Origin of the sequence: Streptomyces liliiviolaceus, assembly GCF_018070025.1 — a bacterium.
Classification (GTDB): Bacteria; Actinomycetota; Actinomycetes; order Streptomycetales; family Streptomycetaceae; genus Streptomyces; species Streptomyces liliiviolaceus.
In genome coordinates, this window is sequence record NZ_JAGPYQ010000002.1 from 2399880 (window position 1) to 2414358 (window position 14479).

Sequence of the window (14479 nt, forward strand, 5' to 3'; positions counted from 1 at the left end):
GCCCGCACCCGCACCTGTTGAAGGGGCCCTCGCTTTGACCACGCCCGGAACGCCCACCAGTTCAGCCCGCACCAAGGCCGGCGAGCTACGGGCCAAGGTGGCCCGGCTGCTGGCCGACCGGCCGGCGGACACGCTCACCATCGGGGAGATGGCCAGGCAGCTGGGCCACTCCCACGGCGCCGTCCGTAACGCCGCCCTCACTCTGGTGCTACGCGGCGAGGCCGACCAAGGCGGAACCGGGCAACCGGAGTTCCGCGCGAACGCGAAGACCGCCGCAGCCGCGCAGAGCGCTGTGATCAGCCCACCGGGCACCCACTCTCCCCGCGCCCAGGCGGCCACGGCCCGCACGACCATTACCGCAGCAGCCACGCCCAGGCAGACCGGCCCGATCCGCCGCGCGGGGGGCCAGCTCTACCACCCCCGGGAGCTGGCCGATCTGCCCGACGTCGAGGCGCTGAATCGCCTGCGCGACGCCGACGTGCCGGTGCTGCTCTACGGCCCTCCGGGCACCGGCAAGACGAGTCTGGTCGAGGCGGCGTTCGAGGACCTGCTCACCGTCGCCGGCGACGGTGACACCACGGTCGGCGACTTGATCGGCGAGTACACGCAAGCCGACAGCGGAGGCTACGTCTTCCAGTACGGTCCGCTGGTCACCGCGATGACCGAGGGCCGCGCCCTGCTGATCGACGATGCCACCTTGATCTCACCGAAGGTCCTGGCGGCGCTGTATCCCGCGATGGACGGGCGCAGGCAGATCCAGGTCAAGGCCCACAAGGGCGAGACCATCAAGGCCGAGCCGGGCTTCTACGTGGTGGCGGGCCACAATCCCGGCGTCCACGGCGCGGTGCTGACGGAGGCGCTCGCGAGCCGGTTCAGCGTGCAGATCCAGATCGGCACGGACTATGACCTCGCCCTGGCCTTGAGGATCGATCCACGGGTGGTTCGGGTCGCCCGAAACCTCGCCCACCAGGTCGAACTCGGCGAGCTGGGCTGGGCCCCCCAACTGCGGGAACTGCTCAGCTACCAGAAGACCGAAGCCGTCCTCGGCACCAACGCCGCGCTCGCGAACCTGGTAGGCATCGCTCCTGTGGAGGATCGCGACACCGTCGCCGCCGCCGTCATCAAGGCTGCCGGCGTCAAGAAGATCGCGCCCCTCACCCTTGGCAAGCAGCTCCCCGTCTCAGCCGCCCGGCAGCCCCCGGGCAGCACCGGCTCCGCACACCGGGGCCACGCGCGATGAGCGCCCACCACCACGTCCAGTCCCCCGCCACCACGCCGGACGACGACGCCGACCTCGCGCGCTGGGACGACGACGGCGCCCCGCCAGCGCAACCCCGTTCCTCCCCGGCCGCGTGGCTGCGCGTGGGAGCCGAACTCGGCGACCGGCTGGTCGATCTCTCCGGCCGCCAGGACCTCCTCGTCACCTGCCGCCCCGGCACGCGCAGCGGCGCACCGGCCGCGTTCTTCCCCACGCTGGGCGAGGTCGAGTTCGACGCCCGCCTGTTCGCCCCGTTACAGCCCCACGAGATCCATCCGCGGATCGTGGGCGACGAGGAGCGGTATCCCGCCGCCTGGGGCGTGTTCGTCCACGAGGCCGCGCACGCGGCCCACTCCGTCTGGACACAGCCTGCCGGAGCGGACCCCCGTGTCGTCGAGGCCGCGCTCCTGCTGGAGGAGAGCCGTGTCGAAGGCGCACACCTGATCACGCGGCCCACGGACCGCACGTACCTGCGCACCAGTGCCCGGACCCTGGTCATGCCCGACATCGCCCACCCCACCCTCCAGGGCATCGAGCACGCCGCCGCCGTGGCGGCCCTGGTCCTCGGCCGCCGGGACGTCGGCATCCTGGACGCCGGCGAGACCCGGGCCGTCGCCGATCTGTGCGAAAAGGTGCTGGGCGCCAACCTGCTGGCCACCCTCACCCGCATCTGGACCGCAGCCCACCAGTGCGCCGACCACGACGCCACGACCATGCTCGCGCACGCTCAACAATGGTGCGAGGCTCTGGACACCACGGCCCCCGCCCTGCCCGTGCCGGAGAACCTCACCGATCTGCTGTCCGGCGCCGTGGGGGTCGTCATGGACAGCACGGCCGCCACCGACGCCGCCGACCTCGCGGCACAGGTCGCAGCGGCCAACGCCGTGGCCGCGCAGTCCAAGGCGCAGGCACAGGACCGCGCCCAGCGGGCCGGCCAGCGACGCAAAGCCGCCGCCACCGCCACGTCGGTCTTCAACACCCGTGGCACCACCGTCACCCCCGACGGCACACCGGCGCCCCACGACAACCCGGTCACCGGCACCCGCAGGCCCACCGCCGCCGAGCACAGTGCCGCCGCGCGCCTGAGCCGCGCCCTGCGCGCCGCCGCCTACCGCGAGCGGACCGAGGAGCGAGTCACCAGCCCCACCCCGCCCGGCCGCCTCAACATGCGCGCGGCCCTCGCCCGCGACGCTCAGCGCGCGGCCGGATCGGTCCCCACCGCACAACCGTTCACCCACACCCGCCGCCGGAACTCCCCCACCCCACCGCTGCGTGTGGGTATCGCCGTCGACGTCTCCGGCTCCATGCGTGCCGCCACCGCGCCCGTCGCGTCCGCTGCCTGGATCGTGGCACGCGCAGCAGCCCTGACCGACCCCGACTCCCGTACCGCCACCATCGCCTATGACATGCACCTGACCGCATTGACCCGACCCACCCACCGAGCACCGAAGCGCGTGACCTTGTTCGCCGCCAACGGCGGCGACCACAACCTCGGCGACGCCATCGACGCACTCGACCACGGCCTCGAACTCAGCCGCCCCGGCGCCGGCCGCCTCCTCGTGATCGTCACCGACGCCCGGTACGGCAGCGACGAAACCGCTCAAGCCGTCACCCGCGTCAAGCGGCTCACGACCGCCGGCTGCGCCGTACTCCAGCTCACCCTCACCGCGAAGTCCCGCCACCTGCCGGGGACCACCTTGCTGCACCTGCCCCGGCCCTCCAGCGCTCCCGCCGCCATCGCTGCGGCGGCCACAGACGCCATCCGCAGGACACGCTGAGACGACGCGGAAGACAGAAAGCAGGAACAACCACATGACAGTGCGCACCTCCTGGACTGTCCAGCACCCGTGCGGTCACGAGGTCACGCATGACCTGTCCGGCCGTCCCGCCGACCGCCGGGCCGGATTCGCCCGCTGGCTCGCCGGCAAGGACTGCACGGACTGCTGGAGGAGCACCCGCGGTGCCGATACGCAGTCCAAGGAGCAGTGGCTAGCCGCCAAACGCGCCGAGGAACAGCAGGCCGCCGCCGAGTGGGCCGCCCGGTTCGACATGCCGCCGCTCGACGGGCCTGAGCGTGCCCTGGACTGGGGCGAGCGATCCCGCCACCAGTTGATGAGCGCCGCGCACGCCGTGCTCGTCATCGAGGGCTCCTGGAGCGAGACGGACTGGGCGGACCTGGAGGAGAAGGCCCGCACCGTCACCCGGGCCGGATGGTGGATCGACCAGCGTGATGCCGAAGGCACTGACCTGCTGGAACTCCTCGATGCGACCACCGAGGCGGACCATGGCACGGAGAACCCATTTCGCTGATCGCGGCGGACTATAACCGGGAAACGCCGGTTAGCCAAACCGGCGTTCCTGCGGACCATTGTTCCTCCCACCCCGGCACCGATTGCGTGGAAGGAACTCATGCCAGATACCCCACCCACTTCGGCATTCGCGCCGACTCCCGACCCGCTCACCCCCGAGCGGGACATCACCCACGCCCACTTCCGGGCCGGCGACACGGTCGTCGTCCTCAAGGGGGTGGCCGGCAACGAACTGTGGGGCGACGCGATGCGTCTTGTGGCCCCGTCGTGGCACACCCCGACCGACGAGAACGGGTGGAGGCTGCGGAATGCGACCGGCGGCGCCCGCTCCTACGTGACCGCCCATCCCCGCTACCTCGTACACCTCGCGCGCCGCTGCCCGGACTGCCTGATCTACCTGCGGGCCATGGAGGACGCGCTGCTGCCGCGGTACGCCGGCCGCAACGAACTGATCAACTGCGGCTGGTACACCACCACCGCCCTGGGCGAGTTGGTGCACATCGCTGACGTCCGGGGCGGCCGGTGATCCCCCGCCTGGACGAACGGACCCGCGTTCCGGACGAACCGCTCGCCGAGGCGCTGGGACAGACGCTCTCCTCAAGCGAGGGCCTGACGCAATACATGGTCGTTGCCTACCCGCGCCGGACCTGGAGGTGATCGCCCGCCGCCTTCACCTCATTGGGCAGGACCTGGACAGCATCGCGGCCCACCTGCTCCAGCCCCGGGGCGCCGCCACCCCGACCACCGCCCGGCATACCACGCACCGATCTTCGTGAGGGACGTTCCTCCTTGCCTCGTACCAGCCGATACCTCGCCATCCGCCGCGACCCGCACTCGAACGAACTCCTCGCCCGGGGCGGGGACTCCGAGGCGTACAGCATCCTTCAGCGTGCGGGATTCATCCCCGTCGTGCGTCTGCACGAGACCTACCACCGGGTCCCCACCGGCCTGGCCGACGCCGACGCGTCGTCACTCGCCATCAACGCCGTCGCCCGCCTGCGAGCAGTGGGATACCTCGTCGACTGCGACTCAGGTTTCGAGACCGACGCCCGTCCGGCCAGTTTCCTGCCGCTCGGCGCTTCCGTCGCCCACCTCGCCGAGCGTCTTCGCGACGCCACCACCACGGATGAGGCGGCCGACGTGCTGACCGAACTGACGGCCTCCCACGACGGCATCCTCACTGCGCTGCAGGAAGTACTCACCGCCACAGCCGAGTTCCACGACGGTCTCGGCCAGCCCGCCGATCCGCACACCGCCCGGCGGCTGCGCTACCTCGCCGACGAGTACCTCGACGTCATCCGCACCGACCTGATCCACACCCGCAACGCACTCGCCGACCGGCACTGTCCGCATCCCGGCCGCAGCGCCTGTACCGAGAAGGTCCCTGCCACCGAACACGAGCGATCCGCTGTGTGCACCTGCCCGCCTGCAGCCTCGCCGCGCACGCTCCCGGCCCCGCCGCCCCCGGGCGCCGCCGGACTCCACCGCTGACCCCACCTCCTCGACCAAGGACACCATGCGCGATCACGACACTTCCGAGCGCCTTGCCTCATTCGCCGACATCCTCGCCGGCGAACTGCCCGGCACCTGGCACAGCACGCACCTCCCGCCGGAGGAGAAGGACGACCTCGTCGAACTGGCCGACCGAATATGGGACCTGGACCTGGTCGCCGCCTCACTGGCCGAGCACCCGCTCCAGCAGGCAGCCGTCCTGAGCCGCCCCGACGGCGCCCAGCTCGCCCTCCTCGACCGGAACGACGAACGCCACAGCTTTCTCATCGCCGCCCTCGCCCCCCTCAGCCTGCCCGCCGAGGCATACCGCTGCGTCCGCGAGCCCAACGGCATCGCGCTGACGGACGATCCGTTCCTGAGCGCCGAGCGCGTCGCAGACGACCTGCTCGCCCGCTACGACCGCGCGCTCGCCCAGGCCCGGCATGCCCTGGCCGGCATCCAGCCCTCCCAGCCGGATCTGGTCGTCCTGACCTGGCAGCCGGACGGCAGCATCGCCACCGTCCCCTTCGACGACCGTGCCGGCGAGATCCTCATCGCCCACTGCTTCACCCGAGACCCGCAGGGCGGCGTCTACCGCCTCAAGGGCGACGACACCCAGGCCCAGGCCCGCGCCCTGCGGGAGATCGGCCCGCACCTGGACACGCTCGGCATCGGCACCGCCCTGCAGCACCCCGCAGGCCGGACCTCACGCACCTCCGCCCCGGCCACCGCGCCTTCGGCCCCGGCCGGCACCCGTACCCCGGCCACTCGGGCTCGATGACGGTCAAGGAGCCCGACTTCTGGGTGCTGGAGTACGTCACCATCACCCAGGATCCGCGTACGGACCTGGTGGTTGCCATCGGCGGCACCGAAAAGGCGGCGGACATCCTCCAGCGAACCGGGGGCTTCATCACTGCTCCGGGACCGCGCGGGGACTACCACCGCCTTCCCCACGGCCTGCCCGTCGAGCAGCAGCGTCTGAAGGCGACCACCGCCTCGCACGCCCTGCTCGCCGCCGGTCACAGCGTCCACCTCGACCCCGCCCTGAACGCGCTGGCCACGCCGAACGACGATTACGACGCGGCCCTGCGCTACCTCGCCCATCTCGCCGCACGAGTCTTTGCCGCCGAGACCAGCACTGAGATCGCCGAGGTACTGACCGAGATCGCCGCTCCCGTCCACGGGCTGCTGCCTCTCCTCAGGGAAGTCGTCGTCTTGGCCGGGATCGTTGCCAGTGACCTCCAGGGGACTGCTCCCGGCGAGGAACCCGAACCCCTCGCACGCCTCGGGGACATCGCCAATTCCATGAGCCAGGCCGCAGACCTGATCCTGCACGCCCGCAACCACACCGCGCGCGCACCGCAACCGCCGCCAGGCACCGCCCGGCCCTCGACCTTGCGCCACCGTTGACCCTGGAGACAGACGCATGGCCAACCTGGCCGACGAGTACGGCACGGACGTCGAGATCTACATCAAGGCCCCGACGACCACCATCCACGCGGACACTGCGAGCGGCGCTCCCGCCGAACTCCACAGCCTGCTGGAACAGCTCGGCCTGGAACGTCACGAGCAGCCCGCCGGCGCGCCGCTCTTCATCTGGCACACCGTGCCTGAACACCTCGATGCCGACGAGCAGAAGCGACTGGCGACCCGGGCCATCGCCACCCTGCTGCTGGCCGAGTACGAGGTCAACTGTGCGCCCGACGTCTTCGACGAAGCCGCCTTCCGGCAGGCCGTACAGGAAGCCCGCACCGGCCCAGAGCGCCTCGCCGTGCAGAAGCCGACCCCGGTTCCCCGCCCTTCGGCCCCCGCGTCAGTCCGACGCGCCCCGTAGGGGACACGGACAGCGGCTGAGCCACCGGCGCGCTCAGTTCCCGAAGGACCGGAAGCACCTCGTACACCTCCACTGATCAGCCACCGGTTCAAGTCCTTGCCGACAGCGGATCTGCTACCTGAGCACCTGTATCCCCACCGGCTCCTGGCACCACGCTGGCCGGTGCCCGTCCAAAAGCCGTTCTCGCCAAGACCCAGCACCCATGGCCACCACGATCACCGCATGGCCGGACTCACCCGCCGGCCCGGAGGACTATGTCTCACCCCACGCCTGACCCGATCGCCCTGGCCGACGACATCACCAGGCAACTCGGCCGACTCACCGACCGGCTCGCCCATCTCCCCCCACCCCAGGCCACACGGGTCATCGCCCGCGTCCGGGACCCGGACAACGGTGTCTTCGGCGGCATCACCCATCTCCTCATCACCGGCAGCAGGTTCGCCAAGGACCAGGCCGAGCAGGGCACGCTCCCTGCCCAGGTGTGGCGCGCGCTGGGCCGGGCCGCGAACGAGCTCAACGACATCGCCCTCGACCTGGACGAACACCACGACGCCCTGCGCCGCCTCACCAACCAGCCCGCCCCCACAACGGCGGCGCTTGCCATCCCTGCCCCGCTGACCGGCGGACGGCGCCGGTGAAGGCAAAACCACGCGCGGGCCTGCACACCACGGCACAGCCCGAACAGCACTACCTCATCCGCCCACGTGCGCTCGCCGGTGGCGGCGACATCCGCCACGTCTCCGAATTCCTGCGCGTCTCCGGCTGGCGGGACAAGTCCCCACGACACGGTCCCCTGATCATGGAAAGCCAGGACCGCACGGTCCGTGTCTCCTACAACCCTCATGTCATGCCCGGCGGATGGACCATCAGCGGCGCGGCGCACGGCCAGCAGGCCGCGTGGAATGCGGTGCTCGGCTCGCAGACGCCGGTGGAGATCATCGCCGGCCTCACCGACGCGCTGACCCAGCCGCGGTCCGCGCACGCCCCCACCGCCTGGGCGCCGCTGAAGCAGCAGCACTGGTCCATCGCCCGTCGTGGCGGGCAGTTCACCGCTGAAAGTCCGGACGGCACGTCCTGGATGCAGTTCCACGAGGACCCGCCCGCCTCGCCGGTGTGGTGGTCCGGGGCGGGGGACCAGCAGGGCAACGGCTGGACAGCCACGTTCACCGCGACCACGCCGCTGCATCTCGTGCAAGCCTTCACCACCGCGCTGGCCAGTCCGGAGCCCGTGATGCGCCCCCGCGGGCGCGTCCCGCACAGCATGCGTATCTTCACCACCTCCGTCTCGGTTCTCCCCTCTCAGCTCGCCGTCTGGCGGCAGGCCCGCATCCAGGCTGCCGGCGCCGCCGCATGGGCCCGGAACGCGGGTGCCGGCCAGCCCCGCACCGCCCTGCGCTTCAACGCCGCCGGCCGCCGCGCCCGCCGCTGACCCAGCCGATCACAAGGACCACCGTGCCCGCATTGATCCGCACCGCTTCCACCGCCGGCACCGGGCAACCTGGCCCGGCCGGGGCATCCGCGCGTACCTCCTTCCCTCCGGTCAAGCCGGTACGGCTGCCCGGTCGGCTCACCGAGTCCTCGGGTGTCTGTGTCCTGGCGAACGCTGCGGGAGGTGGCCGGTGCCGGTAAGCGAACGCCAACTCGCCGAGTTCGCCGACAAGCACGCCTGGCAGGTACCGCTGGACACCAGCCCCCGCCACCTGGCCGGCCCCGGGGATGCCCGGCACGTCACCCACGGTCTCGCAGCGGCCGGATGGACCCGCATCTCCGACCCCTTCAGCACGCACATGACGCTGGCCGGCCCCGACCACCGCCATCTTCTGGAATTCACCCCGGAGACGGGGTCTTTGGCCCGCTGGTGGCACATCTCCACCAGACTCTCCGGCCGCGACGAGCCGTACTGGAACGCCTCCTTCGGGGCGCTCGCTCCCGCCGAGGTCATCGCCCATATGACCGACGCCCTCACCGCCCCACCACCGGCCGCACCACCCGACCCGTGGCATGCGGTGGAGGCAGCCGGCTGGCTCCGGGACGCGCACGGCGCTGCCCGCTCCGCCGACGGCATGTGCCACATCGAACAACACCGACGCAGCGAGTCCCGCGACACGCCCGACTGGTCGGTCTATGTACGCGAACCCAGCGTCAACGGCTATCTGGGGCCCCTCCTGTGGCATGCCCGATTCCGCTACAACACCCCCGCGCACCTGGTGGACGCCTTCCTCACGGCGCTGACGGACACCGCTCCTCTGCAGCGCGGCAAGTTCGACCAAACAGCCCACCGATCGGCCCTCCAGACAGCAAGCCTGCTCTCCCCCGCGCAGGTGGTCACCGCCCACACCAAGCGGATCACGACCATCGCCGCCCAGACACGCACCACCCGCCACCCCCACCAGCCGGGCACATCCCGCACACCCGCACCGCCCACCGGCGCTGCACCGCCGCACCTGCGCCCGGCGCACTGACCCAGCCGACCAGCTCAAGGACCTCCATGCCCGAACTGACCAGCACCGCCCCCACCGAGCACCTGCACCACGACCCGCACCCGGCCAGACCACCCGCTCCGCCCGGGCGCACCAGCTGGCCTGGCCAGGTCCCAGGACCCGCGCGCGCTTCCGCCTCGGGGAACACCGCGGGATGTGGCTCGTGGCAGTGAGCGAACGGCAGGTCGCCGCCTTCGCCGACAAGCTCGCCGGGCAGATCCCCTTCGACACCAGCCCTCGCCACCTCGCCGGCCCCGGGGATATCCGCCACGTCACCCACGGTCTGGCCGCCGCCGGATGGAGCGCCGTCTCCGACCCGCTGAGCGCCGAGATCCTCCTGCGCAGTCCTGATCAGCGTCACCGCCTGCAGTTCGACCCGCAGTCCAACACCTCCGCATGGTGGCGGCTGCGGGCCGGACCCACCGACACCGAGCCCGGCTGGTACGCCGAGTTCGGCGAACTGGTGCCCGCCGAGGTCCTCACCGGCTTCACCGACGCCCTCATCGCCCCGCCTGTACACCAGCAGGACCCGTGGCAGCCGGTGACCTCGGCGAACTGGCACCGCGACGCAGACGACACGGCGCACTCGCCGGACTCCATGTGCCACATCGCACTGCGCGCCCTGAGCGAATTCCACGACCGGCCGTCCTGGCACATCAAAACCCGCGAGCCCAACGACGGACCGTGGCTCGGCTCCCAGATCTGGCACGCCTACTTCGACGAGCGCACGCCCACTCACCTCGTCGGCGCCTTTCTCACCGCGCTGGCCGACCGCAGCCCGCTCCAGCGCGGCATGTACGACCGCACCGGCCACTACAACGCCGTAAATGAGCCCAGCCTGCTGAGCCCGCAGCAGGTGGCCGGCGCGTACACCGCGCGTATCGAGTCGCTCCGTGCCCGGGCGCGCTCTGCCCGCCGGCAGCAGACGAACCCCGCAACGACCCCGGCGAAGGCCCACACCTCCCAGTCCGCCGTCCACCGCTGAAACGACGGGACTTCACTCTCATCTCCCCCGACCATGACGCACACCGCGACCTCCTGCGCCGCCTCGACGACTACGTGAGAGACAGCAAGGAGATCCTCGACTCCTGGGACGCCTACTCCGACGAGCACACCGACCTCGCCGGCTGGCCCCATGACGACGACGCCTATGGCCTGCGCCAGCAGCGACGCGACGCGGACACCGCCGAAGCCTTCGAAACGCTGCACACCGGTGCACGCCGCCTGCTGGAGACCGCGGGCAAACAGCTCTCTGGCATACCGAACGCCCTGATCCAGAGCCGTTGGATCTACCAACTGGACCTTCTGCGCTATGGCCTCGACCGTCTCGATGCCCTGCAGGAGGACTGGCTGGGCACGCGCGACAGCCTCCCCGCCCATGCCCAGCCCGGCACCCCCGTCCACGACACCGCCCTGGCCGAGCATCAGGCCGAGTGCTGGAGCTACCTGGACGACTGGGCCAGCCACGGTCACATCCTGCGTGAAATCAACACCACCGCAACCGCCGCTCCTTCACCGCTGCCCCCGCCGCCCACCGCGCTGCCCGCACCGGCGAACAGCCGCCCGCCCACGGCACGGAGGTGACCATGCCCGCCGACACCGTCAGCGTCGACTTCATCCAGCCGCGGCGCCTGGCCGGCGGCGGCGATCCCGCGTGGATCACCGTGCCCCTGCACGACGCCTGCGGCTGGAGCCACGGCCATGACCCCCTCGCGCCGCGCGTCCTGCTCTCCAGCCCCGACCAGCAGGCCCTCCTGCGGGTGGAGCCCGACCACGACGGACGGTGGTGGACGCTGCAGCATGCCCCCGCACCGAATCGGCCCGCCTGGATCGCCAACTTCGACGCCCGCACACCCGTCGAGATCATCGCGGCGTTCACCGATGCACTGACCGACCCCACCGCCGACCGAGCAGACCACAAGGATCCGCGGAAGCCGCTTTGGGACGCAGGCTGGTCTGCGGTTTACCGCAACAGCCGGCTCGTCGCACCTGACGGCACCGTCCGTGTGGAAGCCGACGAGCCGACAGGCGCCTGGCGGGTCGACATCGCCCTCCGCAGCTTCCGCACGCTCCTGTGGCAGGCCCATTTCAGCGAGCACACCCCAGCGCACCTGATCACCGCGTTCACTGCTGCGCTCGCCGATCCCCGGCCGGTGGCGCGCGCTGCGGGCCTCTCCAGCCTCCCGACGCGCAATGCGAATCTCATCACCGTCTCCCGCAAGGAGGTGCCCGCCACCCAGGTCGCCTCCGCCCTGCCGGACCGTGTCCGCGCCCTCGCCGCCCGCCGCGCCGCAGCGCCGCCCGAGCCCGGCCTTCCCGCACGGCGCACCTCGGGCACCCGCCGCACCCGCTGACACCTCCCCTCCTGCCTGGAGTCCGCGTACCTTGCCTCCTGCCTCCCCCCGCTCCAACGACGGGTACGACATCGCGTTCCGTGTCCTGCTCGGCATCGGCGCGGTCGTCACCCCCCTGTCCCAGCTCGCCTGGCTGTGCGGCAACATCACCGCCCGGCTCACCGGCCACCCCTGGGCCCCCTACCAACCCGTCACCGCCCTGCTCCATCCCGCCCTGCTCTGGCCCCACGCCGGTCCGACAGCCCTCCTGCTCGGCGCCCGCATCGTCCCCGTCGCTGTGCTCCTCGCCCTGGGCGCGGTGGCCGGCCTGCTGTGGTCGCGCCACCAGAGCAGCGGCGCCAGCCGGAAGAAGAAGATCCCCGGGATGGCCAAACCGAAGGACGTCGAGCCTTTGATGGCCAAGGCGATCACCGTCAAAGCCCGCTCCCTGCGCCCGAGCCTGAAGGCCGCGAAGCACATCGCCGCCCGCGATACCGGCGTCCTTCTGGGCAACCTGCAAGGCACCCGGCGCGAGGTACGGATGGGCTACGAGGATGTGGCTGTCGCGATCATGGCACCGCGCTCCGGCAAGACCACGTCGCTGGCGATCCCTTCCATCCTCGCCGCGCCCGGCCCGGTCCTGCTCACCTCCAACAAGGCCGCCGGCGACGCCTACACGGCCACCCTCGACGCCCGCGCCGCGGTGGGGCGGGTGTGGTCGATGGACCCGCAGCAGATCGCCCACGCCGCCCGCGAGATGTGGTGGAACCCCTTGGCCGGCGCGAAGACCCTCGACGGTGCCGGGCGGCTGGCCGGCCACTTCCTCGCCGCCAGCGTGGACGCTTCCCAGCAGGGCGACTTCTGGTCCAAGGCCGGATCCAACATCCTCAGCCAGCTGTTCCTCGCCGCCGCGCTGGACGAGCGGCCCATCACCGATGTGATGCAGTGGCTGGCGTTTCCCGCCGACCGCGCCCCGCTCGACGTCCTGCGCGACCACGGCTTCACCGCGGTCGCCGCCCAGCTCAAGGGCACGGTGGAGGGCCCGCCCGAGACCCGTGACGGTATCTACGAGACCGCCCGCCAGTACGCCGCCGCCCTGTTGGACAGCGAGATCGCCGCCTGGGTCACCCCGCAGAAGGACATCGCCGAGTTCCGCCCGTCGCAGTTCGTCACCTCCACCGACACCCTCTACCTGCTGTCGAAGGACGGAGGCGGCGGCGCCTCGGCACTGATCGCGGCCTGCGCGGACTCGGTGATGCGTGCGGCGACCACGCAGGCCGAGCGGGTGGGCGGCCGTCTCGACCCGCCGATGCTGGCGATCCTGGACGAAGCCGCCAACGTCTGCAAGATCAGCGACCTGCCGGACCTGTACTCCCACCTCGGCTCACGCGGGATCATCCCGATCACCATCCTGCAGTCCTACCGCCAGGGCCAGAAGGTGTGGGGCGACGCCGGCATGGACGCCATGTGGTCCGCCTCCACCGTGAAGGTCATCGGCGCCGGCATCGACGACCCCGACTTCGCCGACAAGCTCTCCCGCCTCATCGGCGACCACGACGTGGAGACCAGCTCCGTCTCCCGCTCGGAATCCGGCAAGTCGACCTCCGTCTCCATGCGCCAGGAACGCATCCTGCCCGCCGACGCGATCCGCGCCCTGCCCAAGGGCACCGCACTGTGCTTCGCCACCGGCATGCGCGCCGCCATGCTCGACCTGCGCCCCTGGTACCTCGAACCCGGCGCAGCAGACCTCTCCGCCGCGTCCGCCTGCGCCTCCGAGGGCATCACCGCCCGCGCCATAGCCAAGGCCACTCCCCAGCCAAGCGACTTCGGCCCCGCCGCCTAACCGCCCCCGAGCCCGGCGGCCGTACCCAACCAGACGGGAGACCATCCCCATTCGCCCCAGCCCGACCACCCGGCGTCGCTCATGACCGAGCCGTCCGCTGAGTCCCTCCTCTTCGACGTAGCACCCCCGCCCACGCCCGTCGAACGGCTGCTCCACCTGGCCGGCCAGTACACCCAGCACAACGATGCGCTCGACCTCCTTCTGCGCGCCGGCGCCCCGCCCGCACCGGATGCCCACGCTGCCTCCGCACAGCAGCTGGCCACCGACACCCTGTCCGCCATCAAGGCGATCCAGGACCAACGGCTGTACAAAAGCGTCGAGTTGGCCGAGACGGTGATGCGGCTCAAGCAACTCGCCTTCCTCACCAGCGCCTCGACCGAACTCAGGACCTTGCCCGCTCGTGAGCTGACCGCGCTGGCCCCGGAAGCCGCCGTCAGCTGCGCCGTGACGCTCGCCGCCGAGACCCGGCGGCGCCGCGGGGCCGCCGCGCCGGCCCCCGACGGCCTGCTGACCACCGTGCAGCACACGGCTCTGGCCGAGATCGCTTGCGGACGCGTCGTGGCCAGCAGCTCTCTGGGCCGCGAATTCACCGGCTCCCGTGAACCCAAGGTGCTGATGAGCACCCTGCGCTCCCTGGAGGCGCAGGGCCTGGCCGAGCGGACCGCGCACGCGGCGCCCTCCGCCTACGTCGGCGGCCCGGCCCTGGACCGCGTGCGGCTCACCCCGGCCGGCATCACCGCCCTGGCCTCGGTCATCGACGCGTCCGGGGCCGGGCCGAGCGCGGCGCCCAGCACCGCACCCCGCCCTCTTCCTGCCGCCACACAAGCAGCCACACGAAGCCGCTGAACCTTCACTGGAGCTATCCCATCCCTACGCCCGCACTCGACCAGCAGAGGACCACCGTCACCGAGCTGGGGCAGCGGGCCCCGGC

The 14479-nt window shown here is 71.5% G+C and carries 16 protein-coding genes; all 16 read left to right on the forward strand.

All coding sequences use genetic code 11. From position 1 onward, the window contains the following. The first annotated feature begins 97 nt into the window (after positions 1-97). The 16 genes from J8N05_RS45785 (at position 98) to J8N05_RS45860 (ending at position 14394) form a co-directional block, all read left to right on the forward strand. Positions 98-1240: an AAA family ATPase gene (locus J8N05_RS45785; protein ID WP_210894406.1), complete on the forward strand. Its 1143-nt coding sequence runs from the start codon at positions 98-100 to the stop codon at positions 1238-1240. Further along, the gene (locus J8N05_RS45790) at positions 1237-3036 is read left to right on the forward strand and encodes a vWA domain-containing protein (protein WP_210893872.1); all 1800 of its coding nucleotides are present in this window, start codon (positions 1237-1239) and stop codon (positions 3034-3036) included. The genes J8N05_RS45785 and J8N05_RS45790 overlap by 4 nt, the downstream gene beginning before the upstream one ends. Positions 3037-3070: 34 nt before the next feature. Continuing rightward, positions 3071-3568 carry a hypothetical protein gene (locus J8N05_RS45795; RefSeq protein WP_210893874.1) on the forward strand — a complete coding sequence of 166 codons (498 nt, stop codon included), beginning with the start codon at positions 3071-3073 and terminating at the stop codon, positions 3566-3568. 99 nt (positions 3569-3667) lie between these two features. Beyond that, positions 3668-4093, forward strand: a complete 426-nt coding sequence (locus tag J8N05_RS45800) for a hypothetical protein (protein WP_210893876.1) — start codon at positions 3668-3670, stop codon at positions 4091-4093. A 263-nt stretch (positions 4094-4356) separates the two neighbouring features. Then, positions 4357-5058 (forward strand): hypothetical protein, encoded by a 702-nt coding sequence (locus tag J8N05_RS45805; RefSeq protein WP_210893878.1) that lies wholly within the window; start codon positions 4357-4359, stop codon positions 5056-5058. 25 nt (positions 5059-5083) lie between these two features. Next, positions 5084-5839, forward strand: coding sequence for a hypothetical protein (locus tag J8N05_RS45810; protein WP_210893880.1), 756 nt, complete (start codon positions 5084-5086; stop codon positions 5837-5839). Continuing rightward, positions 5836-6468, forward strand: a complete 633-nt coding sequence (locus tag J8N05_RS45815; protein WP_210893882.1) for a hypothetical protein — start codon at positions 5836-5838, stop codon at positions 6466-6468. Before J8N05_RS45810 ends, J8N05_RS45815 begins: the two co-directional genes overlap by 4 nt. 16 nt (positions 6469-6484) lie before the next feature. Next, positions 6485-6892 carry a hypothetical protein gene (locus J8N05_RS45820; RefSeq protein WP_247706974.1) on the forward strand — a complete coding sequence of 136 codons (408 nt, stop codon included), beginning with the start codon at positions 6485-6487 and terminating at the stop codon, positions 6890-6892. 254 nt (positions 6893-7146) lie between these two features. Continuing rightward, positions 7147-7530 (forward strand): hypothetical protein, encoded by a 384-nt coding sequence (locus tag J8N05_RS45825; protein ID WP_210893883.1) that lies wholly within the window; start codon positions 7147-7149, stop codon positions 7528-7530. After that, a complete protein-coding gene (locus tag J8N05_RS45830; RefSeq protein ID WP_210893885.1) occupies positions 7527-8321 on the forward strand; it encodes a DUF317 domain-containing protein in 795 nt (264 codons plus the stop codon). Before J8N05_RS45825 ends, J8N05_RS45830 begins: the two co-directional genes overlap by 4 nt. A 190-nt stretch (positions 8322-8511) precedes the next feature. Next, positions 8512-9354: a DUF317 domain-containing protein gene (locus J8N05_RS45835; protein ID WP_210893887.1), complete on the forward strand. Its 843-nt coding sequence runs from the start codon at positions 8512-8514 to the stop codon at positions 9352-9354. A gap of 181 nt (positions 9355-9535) precedes the next feature. Continuing rightward, positions 9536-10357, forward strand: a complete 822-nt coding sequence (locus J8N05_RS45840) for a DUF317 domain-containing protein (protein ID WP_210893889.1) — start codon at positions 9536-9538, stop codon at positions 10355-10357. 74 nt (positions 10358-10431) lie between these two features. Then, positions 10432-10956, forward strand: a complete 525-nt coding sequence (locus J8N05_RS45845; protein ID WP_210893891.1) for a hypothetical protein — start codon at positions 10432-10434, stop codon at positions 10954-10956. 2 nt (positions 10957-10958) lie between these two features. Beyond that, entirely contained in the window at positions 10959-11726 is a 768-nt protein-coding gene (locus J8N05_RS45850; RefSeq protein WP_210893893.1) for a DUF317 domain-containing protein, read from the forward strand. 31 nt (positions 11727-11757) lie between these two features. After that, the gene (locus J8N05_RS45855; protein WP_210893895.1) at positions 11758-13548 is read left to right on the forward strand and encodes a TraM recognition domain-containing protein; all 1791 of its coding nucleotides are present in this window, start codon (positions 11758-11760) and stop codon (positions 13546-13548) included. A gap of 81 nt (positions 13549-13629) precedes the next feature. Beyond that, positions 13630-14394, forward strand: coding sequence for a hypothetical protein (locus tag J8N05_RS45860; protein ID WP_210893897.1), 765 nt, complete (start codon positions 13630-13632; stop codon positions 14392-14394). The last annotated feature ends 85 nt before the right edge of the window (positions 14395-14479 follow it).

Coding starts and splice junctions, on each gene's coding strand:
- J8N05_RS45790 (WP_210893872.1), top strand. CDS start 1,237: ATGAGCGCCCACCACCACGTCCAGTCCCCCGCCACCACGCCGGACGAC.
- J8N05_RS45795 (WP_210893874.1), top strand. CDS start 3,071: ATGACAGTGCGCACCTCCTGGACTGTCCAGCACCCGTGCGGTCACGAG.
- J8N05_RS45800 (WP_210893876.1), top strand. CDS start 3,668: ATGCCAGATACCCCACCCACTTCGGCATTCGCGCCGACTCCCGACCCG.
- J8N05_RS45810 (WP_210893880.1), top strand. CDS start 5,084: ATGCGCGATCACGACACTTCCGAGCGCCTTGCCTCATTCGCCGACATC.
- J8N05_RS45815 (WP_210893882.1), top strand. CDS start 5,836: ATGACGGTCAAGGAGCCCGACTTCTGGGTGCTGGAGTACGTCACCATC.
- J8N05_RS45820 (WP_247706974.1), top strand. CDS start 6,485: ATGGCCAACCTGGCCGACGAGTACGGCACGGACGTCGAGATCTACATC.
- J8N05_RS45825 (WP_210893883.1), top strand. CDS start 7,147: ATGTCTCACCCCACGCCTGACCCGATCGCCCTGGCCGACGACATCACC.
- J8N05_RS45850 (WP_210893893.1), top strand. CDS start 10,959: ATGCCCGCCGACACCGTCAGCGTCGACTTCATCCAGCCGCGGCGCCTG.
- J8N05_RS45860 (WP_210893897.1), top strand. CDS start 13,630: ATGACCGAGCCGTCCGCTGAGTCCCTCCTCTTCGACGTAGCACCCCCG.